The following is an 18388-nucleotide window of genomic DNA, read 5'->3' on the forward strand; positions in this document are numbered from 1 at the left end:
AAAGCTGCTTATATTTAGCAGCTTTTTCAGTCTCCATACATATGTAAAATTTCTTTCGCGCGTATACGTAAACCATCTATCAATTCTTTCGGTTCTAAAACTCTTGCATCTTTTCCAATTCTATAAAATAAAGGAGTAATAAAGTTAATTTCACCTTTATCAATTGTTGAATGTATATATCCTGTCCCGTCTTCGTTTACTACCACGAAGTCTTCAAGGTAAGGAACGCTTTTACATTGGCGCACGCCTTCTGCTGTTAATGAGACATGTAACTGGGTAGGAATATGCACTACGTTAGAGCTAGAGGCAAACCATTCTTCTAAATTCATGAACGTATCTTTATTTTCTTCTGTTGATAATATAGAAAGAATACGATCAACGCGATACAGTAAAACTTTTTTTCTACTGAAGTCATAGGATGGTAAGTACCATAGCCCGTCATGAGCATATACACCGATAGGGTGAACATGTTTTGTTTTTATTCCCGATTTAGATTCGTATTGAAAGTGTAAATTTTTATTTTCAATAGCCACAGTTAACACTTCGTTTAAAAGTGGTGTCTCAATTGTTCTCTTCGGATTCCAAAAAGTGATATAAGAACGTATTTTATCAACTTTCGCTTTCGCATCATGTTGTAGAGAACTATACAGTTTATGTGTAACGGAATTGATTTCTGCGTTGAAGGGCAAGTCTCGGTAGTAGCTTAAAGATTGAAATGCAAAAAAGATGGATACTGCTTCTTCTTCCGTAAATAAAATAGGGGGAATGACTTTATTCGTTAATACTTTATAGCCCCCGTTACGACCTTGTTCTGCGTAAATGGGTAATCCCATATCACTTAAATCTAAAATGTATCTATGGACAGTACGAACGGAAATATTAAATTCATCAGCTATTTCCTGAGCTGTAAATGTTTTTTGGGCAGAAGCAAATATAAGAATATCTAATAAGCGTTTAGCTTTTGACAAATGTATCACCTTTTTTCTTTTTAACATGACATAAATTGTCATGTTTTATTGTTAGTATATTGTTTACATCATAATGTTATCAAGATGAGATGCAAGGAGGAAAAGAGATGTCACGTGAAGTTGTTTTATTTATAGCTGCTAGTTTGGATGGATATATTGCGAAAGAAAATGATGATTTAGAGTGGTTAATGGAAACGGAAGGAGAGGGAGATAACGGTTATACAGAAATGTATGAAACGATTGATACAATAATTATGGGGAAAAGAACGTACGATTATGTAGTAGAGCATATAGAACCATTCCCGTATTTAGATAAAAAATGTTTTGTTTTCTCTAACTCAGAAAAAGGTTCAAACGAACACGTGGAGTTTGTAAATGAAGATGTAGTGGAGTTTACGAAAAGGTTGAAAGAGCAAGAAGGATCTAAAATATGGATGGTCGGTGGAGGGAGTCTATTAAGAGAATTCTTTAAGAATAATTTAATTGATGAATATGTTGTTACGATTACACCGCATATATTAGGTTCTGGAGTTCCGTTATTTCAAGACAAGAACCCAGAAATTAATTTAACTTTAACGGATACGAAACGTTTTGGGCAATTTGTAAATTTATATTATAAAGTAAAATGATAAAGAAACACGACTACTATCAGTAGTCGTGTTTTTGTATAGATGGCAATGAAATGATAAAGCAAGACCCATGATCGACTTCGCTCGTTACAGTAATATTCCCGCCGTGTAGTTCTACAATTTCTTTCACGATAGATAGTCCTAAACCAGTTCCGCCTGTAGCTCGTGATCTTGCTTTATCAACTCGATAAAAACGGTCGAAAATGTGAGGGAGGTCTTCAGGCGGAATACCTTCGCCTTCATCTTCAATTGTAATGGAAATACGTTTATGTTCTTCTGTAACAGAAATATTTATATGAGAATGCTTTTGTGAATGTCTATAAGCGTTATTTAAAATGTTTACCAAAACTTGTTCAAATCGCTGTTCATCTAAGTTTATTAGCAGTGTAGGAGGACAAGAGAAAGAAACTTTAATGTATCTTTCTTTATACATGGCATTTACTTTTTCGGCTATGCGAGTAAGGAAGGTGTGTAAATATACTTCCTTTACTTGAATAGAAAAGTTATGTTGTTCCATTTGTGCAAGTGAAAATAAATCTTGAACTAAGTTCGTAATATAATCAGACTCATCTTTTATAATAGATAAATATCGCAAACGTTGCTCAGGAGATGTGTTTTCCTTTAAAGCAATGTCAGTATAACCTCTTATGTATGTTAACGGTGTTCGTAATTCGTGAGCAACACTTGCTAGAAATTCACTTCGCTCTGTTTTCATATAATGTAAATCATTAGCAAGCGTTTGAATAGACGATGCTAGTTCACCAATTTCGTCATTTCGAGTAGTCGTTAACGAAACGGATAAATCGCCTTTACTCATTTTTTCAGTGGCATGTTTCATGTGTAACAATGGCTTTGTTAACAACCGTGATAATAGAAAGATAGTGATGACTGTTAATAGAAACGTAATGACTCCGGCAATAATGAATTGTCTTGTTAGCCCGTTAACCATTTCCTCGATTGATTCTGTTCCGAGAAACATATATACGTAGCCTTCCGTTTTTTCAGCCACTACAATGGGGCTAACTGTACATATATAATTAGATGTTTTCCAATGATTCTCTATAATTGCTCCGTCATGATCTGTCCGTGTTTGCATCTTTTCAATATGCTTTTTTATAGTAGTAGTTATTTCGTTGGATTTAGCTAGCACATCCTTATTGGCATTTGTAATAACGACAGTGGTTTCGGCTTCAGATTCCATTAGGGCAACATGGGAGATTGTTTGCTTATCAAAATACTTTTCAAGGACATCTCGGTGACTATTTCCGCGCTTTAATAAAGCTGCCATTTCTTCATTTACTCTATTGTTGACAAGGCTATAATAAAGCAAGACAAATAGAACACTTTCGATTAACAGTGTAACAATTAAAAAATAAAATCCGAGTTGAATAGAAATTCGCTTCATCGTTTTGCTCCTTAATCTAGAGTATCAACCCATCGATACCCGACTCCGTAAACAGTTTTTAAATGATGATCAATAGGGAAATTTACTTTTCGTAATTTATCACGCAAATTACGAATATGTGAATCGACTGTTCTATCTTCTGTATTTGTATTTAGTCCCCAAATTCGTTCAATGAGCTGATCGCGGCTTAATACGTAGTTCACATGACGTAAAAATAACCCGAGTAAAGAGAATTCGATTGGAGTGAGAAGAAGTTCTTCATTATAGACAGAAACGAAATGCTTTGCCTCATCCCATAAAATGCCGTGATATTGGATTTGCGCGTGTTGATTCGTTCGCCTTAAAACAGCTTCAATTCTTGCGAAAAGCTCTTCTTCATGGAAAGGTTTCGTTACGTAATCATCCGCTCCAAGTTTTAACCCTTGGATGACATCTACCGTTTGATCACGAGCCGTTACCATAATGATAGGAACGTTACTAAAGGATCGAATTCTTTTGCACGTTTCCCATCCATCCATCTTTGGCATCATAATATCGAGTAAAACAAATTTGAAATTTCGATTTTCTATATGTGAAATAGCTTCTTCCCCGGACACTGCACATACGCAGTTATATCCGATTGGAGTAAGATAAAGCGTTAATAATTCAAGCATTCTTGGCTCATCATCTACGAGTAGTATATCGACCATAGAGTACCTCCGCATTTGTAGTTATTACTTAAATTGTAAGTCAAAATCATGAAGAAATGGTGCAGATTATCATGCATCTGCATAATTTCTTCAGAATTGCTTGTTATTGTAAAGTTGAAATTCCATTTTAGGTAATCATATTGGCTCGAAAACGATTCATATGGAGGCGGTATAGTGAAAAAGATGACCCGAATCTTTGGGATAACAATAATTACAGCAGTTGGTCTTGCTGCATGTGGACAAACGAACACGGATCATAAAAACCATGAATCTACAGAAGAGAAAAAGGCAGAGCAAACGAAAATGAAAATGAATCAGGAGGTAACTGCGCCGAAAGAAATGAACGAAGGTGCATCGAATGATTTATTAACGACAAGTTTAAAAAATGTAACGAGATTAAACACAAACGATCCTTTGCAAATGGCAGTAGTAACTTCGCAAACGATATGGCCAGCAACGCATAAAGAGAATCAGCCAGGCGCTGTTATTTTAGTGCCAGTAAACGAGTGGCAATTAGGTATTGCGAGTGCGGATCTTATTCACCATCCGAATAACGGTCCAATTTTATTTATAGAAAAAGAAAAGGTACCCGAAATGACGTTAAAAGAAATAAAACGATTAAATCCGCTCGGAACGAAAGATGGAACACAAATTATGGTGATGGGGGATGTAGGTCCATCTATCCTTGAGCAATTAAAAGCATATAAAGTAAAGCAAATAAAAGAAACGGATCCAGCTATATTTGCTAAAGATGTGGATAAAGAATATGCTGATATAACAGGAAGTTATCCAAATAGTGTTATTATCGGTTCGTCTGAAGAAGAAGGGCGTTTATACACAACACCAGCTGTAAACTGGATTTCTCATATGCCAGAACCGCTTTTATATACAGAAAAAGATAAGGTGCCAGAAGCGACGATAGAGGCATTAAAAATGAGAAAAGATAAAGCGAATATATATGTATTAGGACCAGAAAAAATTATTTCAAAAGCAGTAGAAAAAGAGTTAAGTAAATACGGGAAAGTAACGCGTATTAGTGGGGAGACTCCAACAGAAAATTCGGTTGCATTTGCGAAGTTTAAAGATGAAAACACGAAATTTGGCTGGGGGTTCACAAAACCAGGTCACGGTTTATCATTTGTTTCAAGCAAAACACCAGATTTAGCAGTTGCAGGAGCACCATTTTCACATATGGGTAAACACGCACCTATTGTATTGTTAGAAGAAGGGAAAGCTTCACAACCAGTGTATGACTTCCTTGCTAGTATTCAGCCGAAGTTTAAAGATGACCCAACGCTTGGACCATATAACCACGGCTTCTTATTAGGAAGTACGAGTGATATTTCATTTGAAACACAAGGTATATTGGATGAGAGGCTAGAGATTGTGCAAGAAAGTGGTCAAGGGCACGGTGGACATTAATAAAGTGAGTAAAGGCGCTGCTAAGGTAGCGTCTTTTTCTTTAGGAAACTTTTACATAGCAAAAATCTCTCTACTCGTTATATAATATCCTTCGTGCAGTCGGCCGAGATTTTCTTATGGAGAAAATCAAATGATAAAAGAGTAGAGGAGTGGTATTTTGTTTCAAACGATAAAAAATGACTGGTTCTCCAATGTGAGAGGAGACGTGCTATCGGGAATTGTCGTTGCTTTAGCGTTAATTCCTGAAGCGATTGCTTTCTCAGTTATTGCAGGCGTGGACCCGACCGTTGGGTTATACGCAGCCTTTTGTATTGCAGTTACCATTTCATTTGTTGGCGGACGAACTGGGATGATTTCAGCTGCAACAGGTGCAATGGCATTATTAATGGTCACGCTCGTTAAGGATCATGGTTTGCAATACTTATTTGCTACAACAATATTAACCGGTATTGTCCAAATTATTTTTGGCGTGTTCAAACTGAGCTCATTTATGAAGTTTGTTCCTAAATCTGTTATGAGTGGTTTTTTAAATTCACTTGGAATTTTAGTTTTTACAGCGCAATTGCCACATTTTAAAAATGCAACTTGGCAAATGTATGCACTTGTCGCATTAGGACTTGTAATTATATATGTATTTCCACGTATTACGACAGCTGTACCGTCTACACTTATTTCCATTATTATTGTGACAAGTATTGCACTTATGAGCGGATTACAGTTAAAAACAGTAGGGGATATGGGAAGCTTGCCGAAAGAATTACCGTTCTTTAGCATGCCTGACGTGCCTTTTACACTTGAGACATTAGGGATTATTTTACCGTACGCAGTTATGCTTGCAATTATCGGTTTACTAGAGTCTTTATTAACAGCTTCAGTTTTAGATGATATGACGCATACGGAAAGTAATAAACATAAAGAGGCACGTGGTCAAGGTATCGCAAACATTGTCGCTGGTTTCTTCGGAGGAATGGCAGGATGTGCAATGATTGGACAATCTGTTATTAATATTAAATCAGGTGGACGAGGTCGTTTATCAACATTTGTAGCGGGTGGATTTCTAATCGTATTACTGTTCGTTTTAGGTGACTATGTCGTTCATATTCCAATGGCAGCTTTAGTTGCAGTTATGATTATGGTTTCAATTGGAACATTTGATTGGAACTCTGTGACAACGATTCATAAAGTACCAAAAGGGAATGCATTTGTTATGATCGTAACAGTTGTGATTGTCCTAATTACACATAATTTAGCATTAGGTGTAATTATCGGAACAGTAATTAGTGCGGTTTTATTTGCATTCAATATGGCAAAGATTCACGTGAAACATTTATATATTGAAAATAAGAAAATATACGAAATTCATGGTCAACTTTTCTTCGCATCTACAGCAGACTTTATAAATAATTTTTCATTCAATGAAGATGTAAAAGAAATTGAGTTGAACTTTACTTATGCGCATATATGGGATGATTCAGCAGTAGCCGCAATTGATAAAGTGATTATGAAGTATGAACAAAGTGACGTGAAAGTAAGTATAACGGGATTAAATGAACGAAGCTCGAAAATTATTTCAAATTTAGCTACTTATAATAAAAGAATTGCAAGTTAGAAGCCTCCTTTTTAGGGGGCTTTAATATATAATACGAGTAGGATAACGAAAAGGGGATTCAGCATATGTACAAACAAATTATATTAGCATGTGATGGTTCTGAACATGCACTTCGAGCAGCGGAACATGCAACATATATTGCGAAATGTAGCGAAGAAACAAATGTTGAAGTTGTGTACGTAGTAGATAATAGAACGGCAAAATCAGATATTATACAAGGTCAAACAGATTTAGAAACAATATCGGCTAGTCGAAAAGATAAATTAAAAGAGATTGAAGGTTTATTAAAGAAAGAGAACATTTCTTATAAAATTACGATATTACATGGCGATCCAGGAGATACGATTGTTCAATATGTAAATACAGGGGATATAGATCTCGTTATCGCTGGCAGTAGAGGGTTAAATACATTGCAAGAGATGGTACTTGGTAGTGTCAGTCATAAAATAGCAAAGCGTGTAAAATGCCCGGTGATGATTATAAAGTAAATTGAATGAGATATTTTGTAGTGTAAGCAAGACCTTGATATAATTCGAGGTCTTTTTTGACGTATAAAGGGAGAGAGCTTGGACATACTAGATATATAAGTTTAAAGGGAAATTATTAACTTACAAATTTGTAAGTTAGTTGTTAGTAAAATCGATGTTATGAAAATTTTCCCATTGGTAAAATAAGAGTATCAAAGGGGAGATAGGGAGGATGGAAGCAATGAAATCATTTCAAAATTTATCATACAGTCAAGGGGTAAGCTTAATTTGTTTAGGAGGATTTGCTGCATCTGTTACGTTAGCTGTTGTAATAAAGATGATTCATCAAATCTTTTAATCTTACAGTAGGAAAGGAATTGGTTGTTATTAATAGCGAGAGAAGGGTTATAAATAAAAAATAGCTCCTAGCATGTACCTCAGTGCTAGGAGCTATTTTCTTATTTCTCTGTTTCTGCTTTATCGCTTGTTACGCTAACTTTACCCCATTTGTATTGATCTTCTGGTGTATATTTATAATCTTTTACGCGATTATTTACACCTTTTAAATCAAATTTATAATGAAGTGGAATTAATGGTACTTCATCATGAACTAATTTTTGCCATTTATCGTATACATCTTTACGGTACTTTTCATCAGCAGCTTCTGGAGAAATACCTTGTTTTAATAATTCTGTGTTTTTTTCAGTAGCCCAACGTGGGTAATTGAACGCTGCATCTTTAGCCCAAATACCAGAAGGATCTGGATCAGATGCAGTTCCCCAAGCGGCAGCGAAAAGATCAACTTTTGGATCATCTTTTTTAATCATATCGTAGAAGGAGTTGAATTCGTGTAAGCGACCATCAAGAAGTTCTACTTTTAGGCCGATGTCTTTCCAAGATTGAATAAAGAATTTTGCAAGTGGTTCACTTACATCGCTACCACTCATTGATAAGAAATTAGCTTTAAATTCTTTACCATTCGGATCTTCACGGAATCCATCTCCGTTCGTATCTTTATAGCCAGCTTCATCTAATAACTTTTTAGCTTTTTCTACATCTTTATCATAGGCACTAACTTTATTGTTATGATATTTTGGTAGAGATGGTGGGATTGGTGAGTTAGCTGGATAACGTAGGCCATGATATAATTTTTCACCAATTTCTTTTCTATCAATAGCATAAGCCATTGCTTGACGTACACGAACATCTTTAAATTTCTCCTTATCCATCACTACTTCTTCTTTTTCTTTATCCATATGGCCTAACTTAAAGCCGATATAGCTATAGTATAAATCGGTTTTACCGACTAATTGTGCATTTTTTAATTTACTTACATTTGGATACTGATCTGCACTTACTTCAGCAATGTCAATATCACCATTTTTTAAGGACGCGTTAACAACGGAAGGGTTAACAACTTTTAAAACCATGCTTTTCAGCTTTGGTTTTCCGCCATAATAGTCATCAAAACGTTCAAATTCAACGGATTCTCCAGGAGTAATTTTCTTCACTTTAAAAGGTCCGAAACCAATTGGGTTTTTACGGATTTTATCAGACTCTGCTAATTTATCGATTGGTACATCTCCTAAATATTTCTTATGAAGAGGATATGCCCAAAGTCCAGTTTTCACTGAAGGATTCGGTTCTTTAAACGTAATCGAAATTGTTTTTGGGTCCGTTACCTTGATACCTGAAATTTTTTCGGCTTTTCCATTGTGGTAATCTTCCATACCTTCAATCATTTGCATTTGAGTGTCATAGCGAGAACCAGCATATTGTTTGCTACCAATTACTAGATAAGAGTATTCTAAATCCTCAGCAGTAACAGGGTTTCCATCATGCCATTTTACATTATCTTTAATTTTTAGTGTAATTGTCTTTTTATCTTTAGAAATTTCATATGTAGCAGCACCATCATTCGTGTATTCCCAGTTTTCGTCATTTGATAATAAAGATTCATCAAAAATTGTAATGACCTGGTTATCAGGATCTCCTTCATATACAGCGAAGTTCAAAAGTCCTTCAAATGGTGTGTTAGAAACAAGACCATATGTTAATGAACCATCTTTAATTTCCTTTTTATCATTTTTAACAGATGCACTAAATTTATTTGTATCTACTTTTTTTGTGCTGCTCGTTTTTTCACTACCACCACTGCCCCCACATGCTGAAAGTAGTAATGTTGAAACTGCAAGTGTACTTAATACTTTGAAAAACTTTGGCTTATTTGTCATTTCTTCCACCCCTTATCCTTTTCTTTGTCTTGCGTCGGCCGAACGGCGTAGCGCTTGACCAATAAAATTTATACACAGCATCAATGTTAAAATCATGATTGATGCGGGTAACCAAATCCACCATTTCTCTTGTAATACATCTGGATTTCTAGCATAACTAACAAGTGTACCAAGGCTTGGTGTACTTTCTGGTAGACCAAATCCTAAGAAGGTTAGACCAGATTCAATACCGATGTTTCCAGCAAGGTTTAATGTAACGCTAACAATGATAATGGAACTTAAGTTAGGTAGTACTTGGAAAAGAATGATCTTCCAGTTTGGTGTTCCTAAAGTTTTTGATGCAGAGACATAATCGAGTTCTTTTTCAGTTAATACTTTTGAGCGAATTAATCTTGCCTTTCCTGTCCATAAGAACACGCTCATAATTAAAATGAAAGTGAAGATATTGAATGTAGGAACAAGTGTAATAAATACAATTACAAGCATTAAAAATGGTAAAACCATAACAAAGTCGATAATGCGCATAATGATATTATCAATTGCTCCTCCAAAATAACCGGCAATTAATCCAATTGAAAGGCCAATTACACAAGAAAGAATAGTAATTGCTAATCCAATTGTAAAGGAGTTACGTGTACCAATAATAAGTTGGCCGAAAATGTCGCGTCCTCCGTAATCTGTTCCTAACCAATGTTCAGCAGAGGGAGGAGCATAAATAGCGAATAAATCAACTCGTACAATATCTTCTTGTTTCATAATAAAAGATGTTGCGTAGACTGCTAGTAATAAGATTGCTAGGAAAATAAGTGAAAACATTGCTAATTTATCTTTACGAAGTTCTCGCCACATAATAGAGAAACCAGAAGGGCTTTTTTCGTAATGAATAACTTCAGTTTGTTTTTCAGGGTTTGCTAACATAACGTCATCTCCTTTCTTTAATCAATACGAATACGTGGATCGACGATGCTTAGAATAATATCTGAAAGGAGAGTTCCAAGTAACGTTGCAAATCCAGTAAACATAACGAGTGCAGTTATTACACTAAAATCACGCTGAGAGATAGATTGTATAAATAGTTGTCCAATTCCTGGATAGCTAAAAATACTTTCTAAAAAGATGGCACCCCCAACTAATCCTGTAATTTCATAGCCTAAGAAGGCTGCAATTGGTAAGAATGAATTTCGTAAAATATGTCTAGAATAGATTTTTGATTCTGGAACACCCTTTGCTCTTACTGTACGCACAAAATCTTTATGTTTCGTATCAATAATTTCGCTTCGTAAATATTGAACCGTACCAACTGTCGCAATTAATGCACCAGATAAAGCTGGTAATAGCATGTGATTCAATTTGCTTAAATAGTAAGCAAATGTACCTGTTGCAACTTGAGGATCAACGCTACCGCCGGTTGGGAATATTGCAAACTTAAATCCGAATAGGAAGAGCATAATTAATGCAAATATAAATAGTGGTGTAGCAAAACCTAGATAGTTGTAAATGGTAATGAGTCGATCAGCCCATGTATCATTCCACCGCCCACTTATAACTCCTAGTGGTATGGCAATTAAATAAGTAAGGATAAGAATAACAAGTGCTAAAGATACTGTATTTCCAAGTCGTTCTCCAATTAAATCGGTTACTTTCATTTTATGTGCATAGGAAATACCGAAGTCACCTTGGGCTGCATTTTTAATCCAGCGAACATATTGTGTTGCAACTGGGTCATTTAATCCAAGCTTTTCACGTTGTTCTTCAATCACTTTTGGATCCGCTTTTGGATTCATTGCTCTGCCGGTTAAGGCATCGCCTGGCATTGCCTTAGCTAATAGAAAGACAAGTACACTTAACACGAATAATTGCGGGATCATCACTAAAAATCTCCGTAATATAAACTTCCACATGTTTTATCACTCCCTTATGGTAATGCCACCCGGTGCGTTGGCGAGATTGCTTTTAAGTCATAAGCACGACCGTTTTCATTGAAATAATTTTCGTATGATTTCTCGTATTCAGAGCTTACTTGTTGACGGAGCTTACGCTGTCTCTCTCTGTTTTCAGGACGAATATCAGGAATTGCTGATATTAGGCGCTTCGTATAAATATGTTGCGGATTACTATAAATTTCTGCACTAGTTGCTTCTTCGACAATGCGTCCGCGATACATAACACCGATACGATCACACATATGACGAATTACACCTAAATCATGACTAATGAATAAGTATGTTAGTCCGAGTTCAGCTTGTAAATCTTGCAAGAAGTTTAATACTTGTGCTTGTACAGAGACGTCAAGCGCAGATACTGGCTCATCAGCAATAATAAGCTTCGGTTTTAATGTAAGAGCACGTGCAATACCAATCCGCTGCCTTTGCCCGCCGGAAAATTCATGTGGATATTTATAAATTGACTCTGGATTTAGACCAACTTTATCAAGATATTCTTGAACCGCTCTACGTTCTTCATCAGGTGAGAGCTTCTCAAAATTTCGAAGAGGCTCAGCAATAATGTCGAGAACACGTTTCTTCGGATTTAATGATGAATAAGGATCTTGGAAAATCATTTGAATATCTTTTCGTTGTTCACGTAGCTCGGAGCGACTTAATTTTGTTAAATCTCTATTATTAAAATGAATGCTACCCTCTGTTGCTTTCGTTAAATGCATAATTGCTTTACCCGTTGTTGATTTGCCACTTCCAGATTCACCAACGATCCCGTATGTTTCACCCGGTTGTAATTCAAAACTTACACCATCGACAGCACGCACGTAATCTAATGTGCGGCCGAAGAAACCACCTTTAATTGGAAAATGTACTTTTAAATCTTCTACTTTAAGCAGTGCCATGAGCTACGTCATCTCCTTTCTTATCTTGGAAGTTGAAATGCTTGTAGCAAGTACAACGTACCCAATGGTCTGGTTTTACTTCATGTAAAATTGGATTTTCCTCGTGTTGATCAGGTTTAATCCATGGAATTCGAGCTTGGAAGCGACAACCTGTGCGAGGAAGCTTCGCTAACGAAGGAACGACCCCTTGAATTACATGCAATTTTTCTTTTTCACCATACGCAGATGGAATGGAGTTTAATAGAGAACGAGTATATGGGTGAAGAGGGTTGTTAAAAATCTCTTCAACTTTTCCTGTCTCTACAACTTGTCCAGCGTACATAACGACGATACGATCTGCTGTTTCTGCGACAACACTTAAATCATGAGTAATTAAAATGATGCCCATTTTCGTTTGTTCTTGAATAGATTTTAGTAAGTCTAAAATTTGTGCTTGGATGGTTACGTCAAGAGCCGTTGTTGGCTCATCCGCAATAATGAGTGCTGGGTTACAAGCAATTGCAATTGCGATAACAATTCTTTGTCTCATTCCGCCAGATAATTCGTGTGGGTATTGTTTATATGTAAGTTCTGGTTTTGGAATACCAACTTGATGAAGTAGTTCTAAGGTGCGTTCTTTTTTTCAACTTTTGAAAGGCTTGTGTGGTAGTCTAAGTTTTCTTCGATTTGTTTTCCAACTGTCATAAGAGGATCGAGTGCTGTAAGAGGTTCTTGGAAAATCATACCGATGTTTGATCCGCGTACTTTATTCATCTCTGCGGCTGACATAGTTAGTAGATCCTTATCTCTATAGTTAAGCTGCCCTTGTAATTTTGTATTTGCTTCATTATGCAGTCGCATAATAGAAAGGGCAAGTGCACTTTTTCCGCAACCTGATTCACCAACTATCGCGACAATTTCATTTTCATGGACAGTTAACGAAACATCATCAACTGCGGCATGATAGTGATCTTGTATGCGAAAGGAAGTCTGTAAGTTTTCAATGCGAAGAAGTGGATTCTTCATGGCTATCCCTCCATCTTTTCTGAAAAGACTAAATATTTTGTATGTTGTTGTTATTTTAATATAAATTGACAATGTTTGACAAGCATAAGTTGAGAAAATATTCAAAAATCTTTTTATACAGAGATTGAATGCTGTTATATAAGGGATTGAAGTTAGTTGAAAACGCTAACATATATGTGAGAGGGAAATAAATCTTTTGTAAGAAAAAAGTATTATATGTAGAAAAAAGAGAGGTGTTCTGGAAAGAACAGTCTCTCTTTTTTTGATAAGAATAATATTAGTACTTAAGCTTGTTTTGGTTTTGCAGATCCTGTCTTTAAAGTAAGAGCAAGGAAGAACATTGCAAGTACACAAGATACAAGTAATAAGATGAATCCGCCATCCCATCCGAATGCATCTACAATAAAGCCCATAGCTGCGCTAGCAAAAGTAGCTCCACCTAGGTAACCGAAGAACCCAGTTAAACCAGCGGCAGTTCCAGCAGCTTTTTTTGGTGCTAAGTCTAGTGCGTGTAGGCCGATTAACATAACAGGTCCGTAAATTAAAAATCCAATCGCGACAAGTGCGATACTATCAACCATTGGATTACCAGGAGGGTTTAGCCAGTAAACAAGAACGGCTATAAATACACCAACCATAAATAAAATACCAGCAGGTGCGCGGCGCCCTTTAAATAGTTTATCACTCATCCATCCGCAAAGAAGTGTACCTGGAATACCAGCCCATTCATATAGAGCGTAAGCTGTACGGGAGCTACTATGAGTGAAACTTTTTTCCTCTACTAAATAGGTAGGAGCCCAGTCTACAACGCCGTAACGTACGAAATAAACGAAAACGTTCGCGATAGCGATGTACCATAAAAATTTATTGTTTAGTACGTATTTAAATAAAATTTCTTTTACTGAAAGTTCGCGTTCTCGATCTTTTACTTTTTCATCTGATGGATATTCTCCAGTATGTTCTTCGATAGAAGGTAATCCACAAGATTGAGGTGTATCTCTCATCGTAATTAATACATAAATACCAACTAAAATTGAAAGAATACCTGGGAAGTAAAAAATACTCTTCCAGTCATTTGCGAAGAAGTATAAGCCTAATGTCACAAGAGAAGGCATAAGCGCGCCACCGACATTATGAGCAACGTTCCAAATAGACATTTTTGTACCACGTTCACTAATAGAGAACCAGTGAACCATCGTACGACCACAAGGAGGCCATCCCATACCTTGTACCCATCCATTTAAAAACTGAAGGACAAACATAAGTATAATGCTCGTTGTAATGAAAGAAAATGAGCCGAAAATAATATTAATGATACCTGATAAAAATAGCCCAGCTGCTAAAAAGTAGCGAGGATTACAACGGTCGGATACGATACCCATAAGAAATTTACTTAATCCGTAAGCGATAGATACTGCTGAAAGGATAACCCCAAGTTCCCCTTTACTAAAGCCTTGTTCGATTAAGTATGGCATCGCTAGTGAAAAGTTTTTTCGAACAAAGTAGTAACCTGCGTAGCCGATGAAGATACCTAAGAATACTTGTAAACGTAATTTACGGTATTCGCTATCAACGCGATCAGCTGGTAAGCGTTCCGCGTGGGGCGCAGGCTTAAATAATTGTGTGAAAAACATAAAATGAAAATCCTCCCCTAATGAATTCGAAATGTTGTAAGTCAGAGAGAATATAAAAAGGCCATGAAATATAAAAAAGTTTCCTTTTTTATGATTCATAGCCGTATACTCCGATTCTCCGTGACTGTCAATATTAACTTCGTCGAAAATTATACAACTTTGTGACAGAAATGTAAACGTTTTTATAAATAAAAAGTGTTGACGGATTTTGTTTGTGGGATTAATATTTAAATACGTTAAATATTTTATTGCTTAAATAAGAGGTGGATAACATGCCAAATGATATGACGCATATCGATAAAATTCAAGCTCTTGCCTTTTCGATTGGAAAGAAAATGCAGACGGAGTTATTAGAACAAATGCAAGCAACAGGACTTACACCACCGCAGTTTTATATTTTAAAGATTTTAGATCATTACGGTGCTTCAAGAGCGACAAAATTAGCAAAAAAGATGTATGTAAAGCCTAGTGCAATTACAGTGATGATTGATCGCCTAATTGACCAAGAGCTTGTAGAACGCTATCACGACAAAGATGACCGTCGTGTTGTCATCATTGAGTTAACAAAAAAGGGGAAAGCTAGAGTAGAAGAGGCAATGACCGCTCGTAATGAGCATATTGCAAAATATTTCTCACATTTAGAATTACAAGAAAGAGAAGATTTGTTACGCCTCTTTGAGAAGTTAGAAACAATTATTTGCGGGACACAAGAGAAAAAAGAGAATAACTAAGAGGAATTGAGGAGATTACATGGAGCAACAAGAAAACATAAATAGAAAGTTGCTGTTAATTGGTTTAATAATCGCGATGCTATTTGCTGCATTAGATGGAACGATTGTTGGTACAGCAATGCCGCGTATCGTCGGTGAACTAGGCGGATTAAGTTTAATGACGTGGTTAACAACAGCTTATATGTTAACATCAACGACAGTTGTACCAATTGCAGGTAAATTAGCGGATTTACTTGGCCGTCGCAACGTATATATTACAGGACTAGTTATCTTTATGGTTGGTTCGGCGTTATGTGGTATGGCAAATGGTATGACGGAATTAATTATTTTCCGTGGTATTCAAGGTCTTGGTGGCGGTATTATGATGCCAATGGCTATGATTATTATCGGAGATATGTTTACGGGAAAAGAACGTGCGAAATGGCAAGGTATTTTTGGTGCGTTATACGGTCTTGCTTCTGTAATTGGACCACAAGTGGGTGGTTGGATTGTAGACGCAGTGAACTGGAGATGGGTATTCTACATTAACTTACCAGTTGGTATTTTAGCAACAATCTTTATTGCAATGGGATTAAAGTCACATAAACAAACAGGACCGATCAAGATTGATATTGCTGGAATCTTTACGATGATTCTCGGTGTTGTAAGTTTATTACTTGCATTAACGTTTGGCGGAAAAGATTATCCATGGGATTCTTGGCAAATTATCGGTTTATTTGCATTAGCTCTAATTGGTATTATTAGCTTTGTTATCGTTGAAACGAAAGCAGAAGAACCGATTTTACCGATGCATTTCTTTAAAAATCGCACGTTTACAATACTGAATGCGATTGGTTTCTTTATGAGTATCGGAATGTTCGGTGCGATTATGTTCGTACCATTCTTCATGCAAGGAATTGTAGGAGTAAGTGCTGCTGAATCAGGAACAATTATGACACCGATGATGATTACAATGATAGTGATGAGTATTATCGGTGGTCAACTTGTATTAAAAGTTGGTGTGAAACCACAAATTATTACAGGGATGCTTATTATGGCTGGTGGTTTCTGGTTATTAACAACGATGGATATGCACACGACTAAACTTACTGCTACTTTCTATATGAGTATTATCGGTTTAGGAATGGGTCTTGTTATGCCGACATTAACATTAGCGTTACAAGAAAGTTTCCCGAAAAAAGATCTTGGAGTCGTAACATCATCAAGTCAGTTCTTCCGTCAAATCGGTGGAACATTTGGTATTACAATTTTAGGGTCAATCATGAATAACACTTCAGGTACAACATTAACAAATAAATTAGTACCTGTATTAGATACGTTCCCGAAAGAAGCGGGCCAAATGGTAACGAAATTTAAAGATATGATTCACACAGATCCACAAGGTTTATATTCGATGCTATTTAGTCCAGAAGCATTAAAACAAATGCCAGAAGCATTCGCTAACAGCATTGTACCAATCTTGAAAAACTCTTTAGTAGACTCACTTCATACTGTATTCTTAACAGGATTAGTATTTATCATAGTAGGCGCTATCTTTACAATTTTCTTACAGAAGATTAAACTGTCAGATCGTAAAAAAGATGCTGAAGAGCCAGCTACAGAGGAAAAAGAACAAACTGTATCCTATTCGTAATGAAAAAGCATCGCCTTATGGCGGTGCTTTTTTTGAGTATAACCTTAAAAGCTTTTTCGTGAGAAATGATTGACGTATTTCTAGAAATACGTTATATTATTTTCTGTAAACGGTTACATGGAATGGAGAGGAAAGAGAATGAGTACGATTAAAGACGTTGCGAAATTAGCGGGAGTATCTGTGGCGACCGTTTCCAGAGTGTTAAATAAAAATGGATATGTTCATGAAGATACATTAAAGAAAGTAGAACGAGCGATTGAGATGCTAGATTATAAACCTAGTACAGTAGCGCGTTCATTGTATAATAAAAAATCACGTTTAATTGGCTTAGTTGTTCCAAATATCGTGAATCCATTCTTTCCAGAAGTTGCACGTGCCGTAGAAGATGTAGCTCATAAGCAAGGATACACAGTTGTCCTTTGTAACTCTGATGAGAGTTTAGAGAAAGAAAAGCAATATATTGATGTACTTAGGCAAAATAATGTGGATGGATTTATTGTAGCAACGAATCCACAAAATAGTGTTAATTACATGAAGTTGTCTGTTCCAGTTGTTGCAATTGACCGTATGTTTAATGAGCGTATCCCTACTGTATATGCAGATAACTATGCAGGGAGTCAGGCAGCGACAAAGCTATTAATAGATAAAGGCTGTAAACATATTGCGCATATTCGCGGACCGCGTGATGTAAGCACTGCTAATGAACGTTTTGAAGGTTTTGTAGACGTTATTACGCAAAATAATCTTTCTTATATGATTGCAGAGAGTACATTTGATCCAGTTAATAGTGAGCGTGTAACAGTGGAATTATTAGAAGAATACCCACATATTGATGGAATTGTTGCTGGAAATGATTTAATCGCAATAGGTATTGTAAAGGCTGCACTCCAAAAGGGGATTTCTATTCCAGATGATTTACAAATTATCGGATTCGATGGAATTTCTTTAACAGAAATGATGTATCCATCTATTACAACTGTTGCACAGCCAATTTATGAAATGGGAAAAATTGCAACAGAGCTGTTGTTAGAGCAGATGGAAGGAAGCGTATTAGAAGAGAAACACTATCGTTTACCGATTGAAATTATAGAACGAAATACAACGAAGTAAGGAGATGAAA

General features: G+C 36.1%; 16 protein-coding genes and 1 pseudogene. 8 read left to right on the forward strand and 9 right to left on the reverse strand.

The features are described from left to right. Positions 1-26: 26 nt before the first annotated feature. Complete coding sequence (locus ACSG5Z_RS27020) at positions 27-1010, reverse strand: helix-turn-helix transcriptional regulator (RefSeq protein ID WP_435712606.1); 984 nt, start codon at positions 1008-1010, stop codon at positions 27-29. A 65-nt stretch (positions 1011-1075) separates the two neighbouring features. Here ACSG5Z_RS27020 and ACSG5Z_RS27025 point away from each other — a divergent pair, with 65 nt between their 5' ends. Continuing rightward, a complete protein-coding gene (locus tag ACSG5Z_RS27025) occupies positions 1076-1597 on the forward strand; it encodes a dihydrofolate reductase family protein (RefSeq protein ID WP_137011204.1) in 522 nt (173 codons plus the stop codon). 19 nt (positions 1598-1616) lie between these two features. On the opposite strand, the gene ACSG5Z_RS27030 is transcribed toward ACSG5Z_RS27025, so the two are convergent. Both ACSG5Z_RS27030 and ACSG5Z_RS27035 read right to left on the reverse strand, forming a co-directional pair. Continuing rightward, positions 1617-3002, reverse strand: a complete 1386-nt coding sequence (locus ACSG5Z_RS27030) for a sensor histidine kinase (RefSeq protein WP_435712607.1) — start codon at positions 3000-3002, stop codon at positions 1617-1619. Between the two features lie 11 nt (positions 3003-3013). Then, the gene (locus ACSG5Z_RS27035; RefSeq protein ID WP_088061870.1) at positions 3014-3691 is read right to left on the reverse strand and encodes a response regulator transcription factor; all 678 of its coding nucleotides are present in this window, start codon (positions 3689-3691) and stop codon (positions 3014-3016) included. Between the two features lie 174 nt (positions 3692-3865). On the opposite strand from ACSG5Z_RS27035, the gene ACSG5Z_RS27040 reads away from it, so the two are divergent. The 4 genes from ACSG5Z_RS27040 to ACSG5Z_RS27055 all read left to right on the forward strand — a co-directional run bounded on the left by ACSG5Z_RS27040 (position 3866) and on the right by ACSG5Z_RS27055 (position 7547). Then, positions 3866-5113, forward strand: a complete 1248-nt coding sequence (locus ACSG5Z_RS27040; RefSeq protein WP_435712608.1) for a cell wall-binding repeat-containing protein — start codon at positions 3866-3868, stop codon at positions 5111-5113. A gap of 157 nt (positions 5114-5270) precedes the next feature. Continuing rightward, positions 5271-6722, forward strand: a complete 1452-nt coding sequence (locus tag ACSG5Z_RS27045; RefSeq protein ID WP_088121292.1) for a SulP family inorganic anion transporter — start codon at positions 5271-5273, stop codon at positions 6720-6722. Positions 6723-6787: 65 nt separating this feature from the next. Beyond that, positions 6788-7210, forward strand: coding sequence for a universal stress protein (locus ACSG5Z_RS27050; RefSeq protein WP_000277996.1), 423 nt, complete (start codon positions 6788-6790; stop codon positions 7208-7210). Positions 7211-7421: 211 nt separating this feature from the next. After that, on the forward strand, positions 7422-7547 hold the full coding sequence (locus ACSG5Z_RS27055) for a DUF4027 family protein (protein WP_082181333.1): 126 nt from the start codon (positions 7422-7424) through the stop codon (positions 7545-7547). A 100-nt stretch (positions 7548-7647) separates the two neighbouring features. Here the strand turns inward: ACSG5Z_RS27055 and opp4A are convergent, their stop codons facing one another. The 6 genes and pseudogenes from opp4A to glpT form a co-directional block, all read right to left on the reverse strand. Further along, positions 7648-9423, reverse strand: a complete 1776-nt coding sequence (opp4A, locus tag ACSG5Z_RS27060) for an oligopeptide ABC transporter substrate-binding protein (protein WP_435712609.1) — start codon at positions 9421-9423, stop codon at positions 7648-7650. A 12-nt stretch (positions 9424-9435) separates the two neighbouring features. Then, the gene (locus tag ACSG5Z_RS27065; RefSeq protein WP_088061880.1) at positions 9436-10341 is read right to left on the reverse strand and encodes an ABC transporter permease; all 906 of its coding nucleotides are present in this window, start codon (positions 10339-10341) and stop codon (positions 9436-9438) included. 17 nt (positions 10342-10358) lie between these two features. Next, the gene (gene opp4B / locus ACSG5Z_RS27070; RefSeq protein WP_088061882.1) at positions 10359-11324 is read right to left on the reverse strand and encodes an oligopeptide ABC transporter permease; all 966 of its coding nucleotides are present in this window, start codon (positions 11322-11324) and stop codon (positions 10359-10361) included. A gap of 14 nt (positions 11325-11338) precedes the next feature. Further along, complete coding sequence (locus tag ACSG5Z_RS27075; RefSeq protein ID WP_001196372.1) at positions 11339-12265, reverse strand: ABC transporter ATP-binding protein; 927 nt, start codon at positions 12263-12265, stop codon at positions 11339-11341. Further along, positions 12252-13270 (reverse strand): annotated as a pseudogene (locus tag ACSG5Z_RS27080) (ABC transporter ATP-binding protein). The gene ACSG5Z_RS27075 and the pseudogene ACSG5Z_RS27080 overlap by 14 nt, the downstream one beginning before the upstream one ends. A 284-nt stretch (positions 13271-13554) precedes the next feature. After that, on the reverse strand, positions 13555-14904 hold the full coding sequence (glpT, locus tag ACSG5Z_RS27085; RefSeq protein WP_088061884.1) for a glycerol-3-phosphate transporter: 1350 nt from the start codon (positions 14902-14904) through the stop codon (positions 13555-13557). 272 nt (positions 14905-15176) lie between these two features. Here glpT and ACSG5Z_RS27090 point away from each other — a divergent pair, with 272 nt between their 5' ends. The 3 genes from ACSG5Z_RS27090 (at position 15177) to rbsR (ending at position 18378) form a co-directional block, all read left to right on the forward strand. After that, a complete protein-coding gene (locus ACSG5Z_RS27090; RefSeq protein WP_001132358.1) occupies positions 15177-15635 on the forward strand; it encodes a MarR family winged helix-turn-helix transcriptional regulator in 459 nt (152 codons plus the stop codon). 19 nt (positions 15636-15654) lie between these two features. Then, the gene (locus tag ACSG5Z_RS27095) at positions 15655-17268 is read left to right on the forward strand and encodes an MDR family MFS transporter (protein ID WP_088061886.1); all 1614 of its coding nucleotides are present in this window, start codon (positions 15655-15657) and stop codon (positions 17266-17268) included. Between the two features lie 138 nt (positions 17269-17406). Next, entirely contained in the window at positions 17407-18378 is a 972-nt protein-coding gene (gene rbsR / locus ACSG5Z_RS27100; protein WP_087983335.1) for a ribose operon transcriptional repressor RbsR, read from the forward strand. The last annotated feature ends 10 nt before the right edge of the window (positions 18379-18388 follow it).

Origin of the sequence: Bacillus pretiosus (assembly GCF_051294775.1) — a bacterium.
Taxonomy (GTDB): domain Bacteria; phylum Bacillota; class Bacilli; order Bacillales; family Bacillaceae_G; genus Bacillus_A; species Bacillus_A wiedmannii.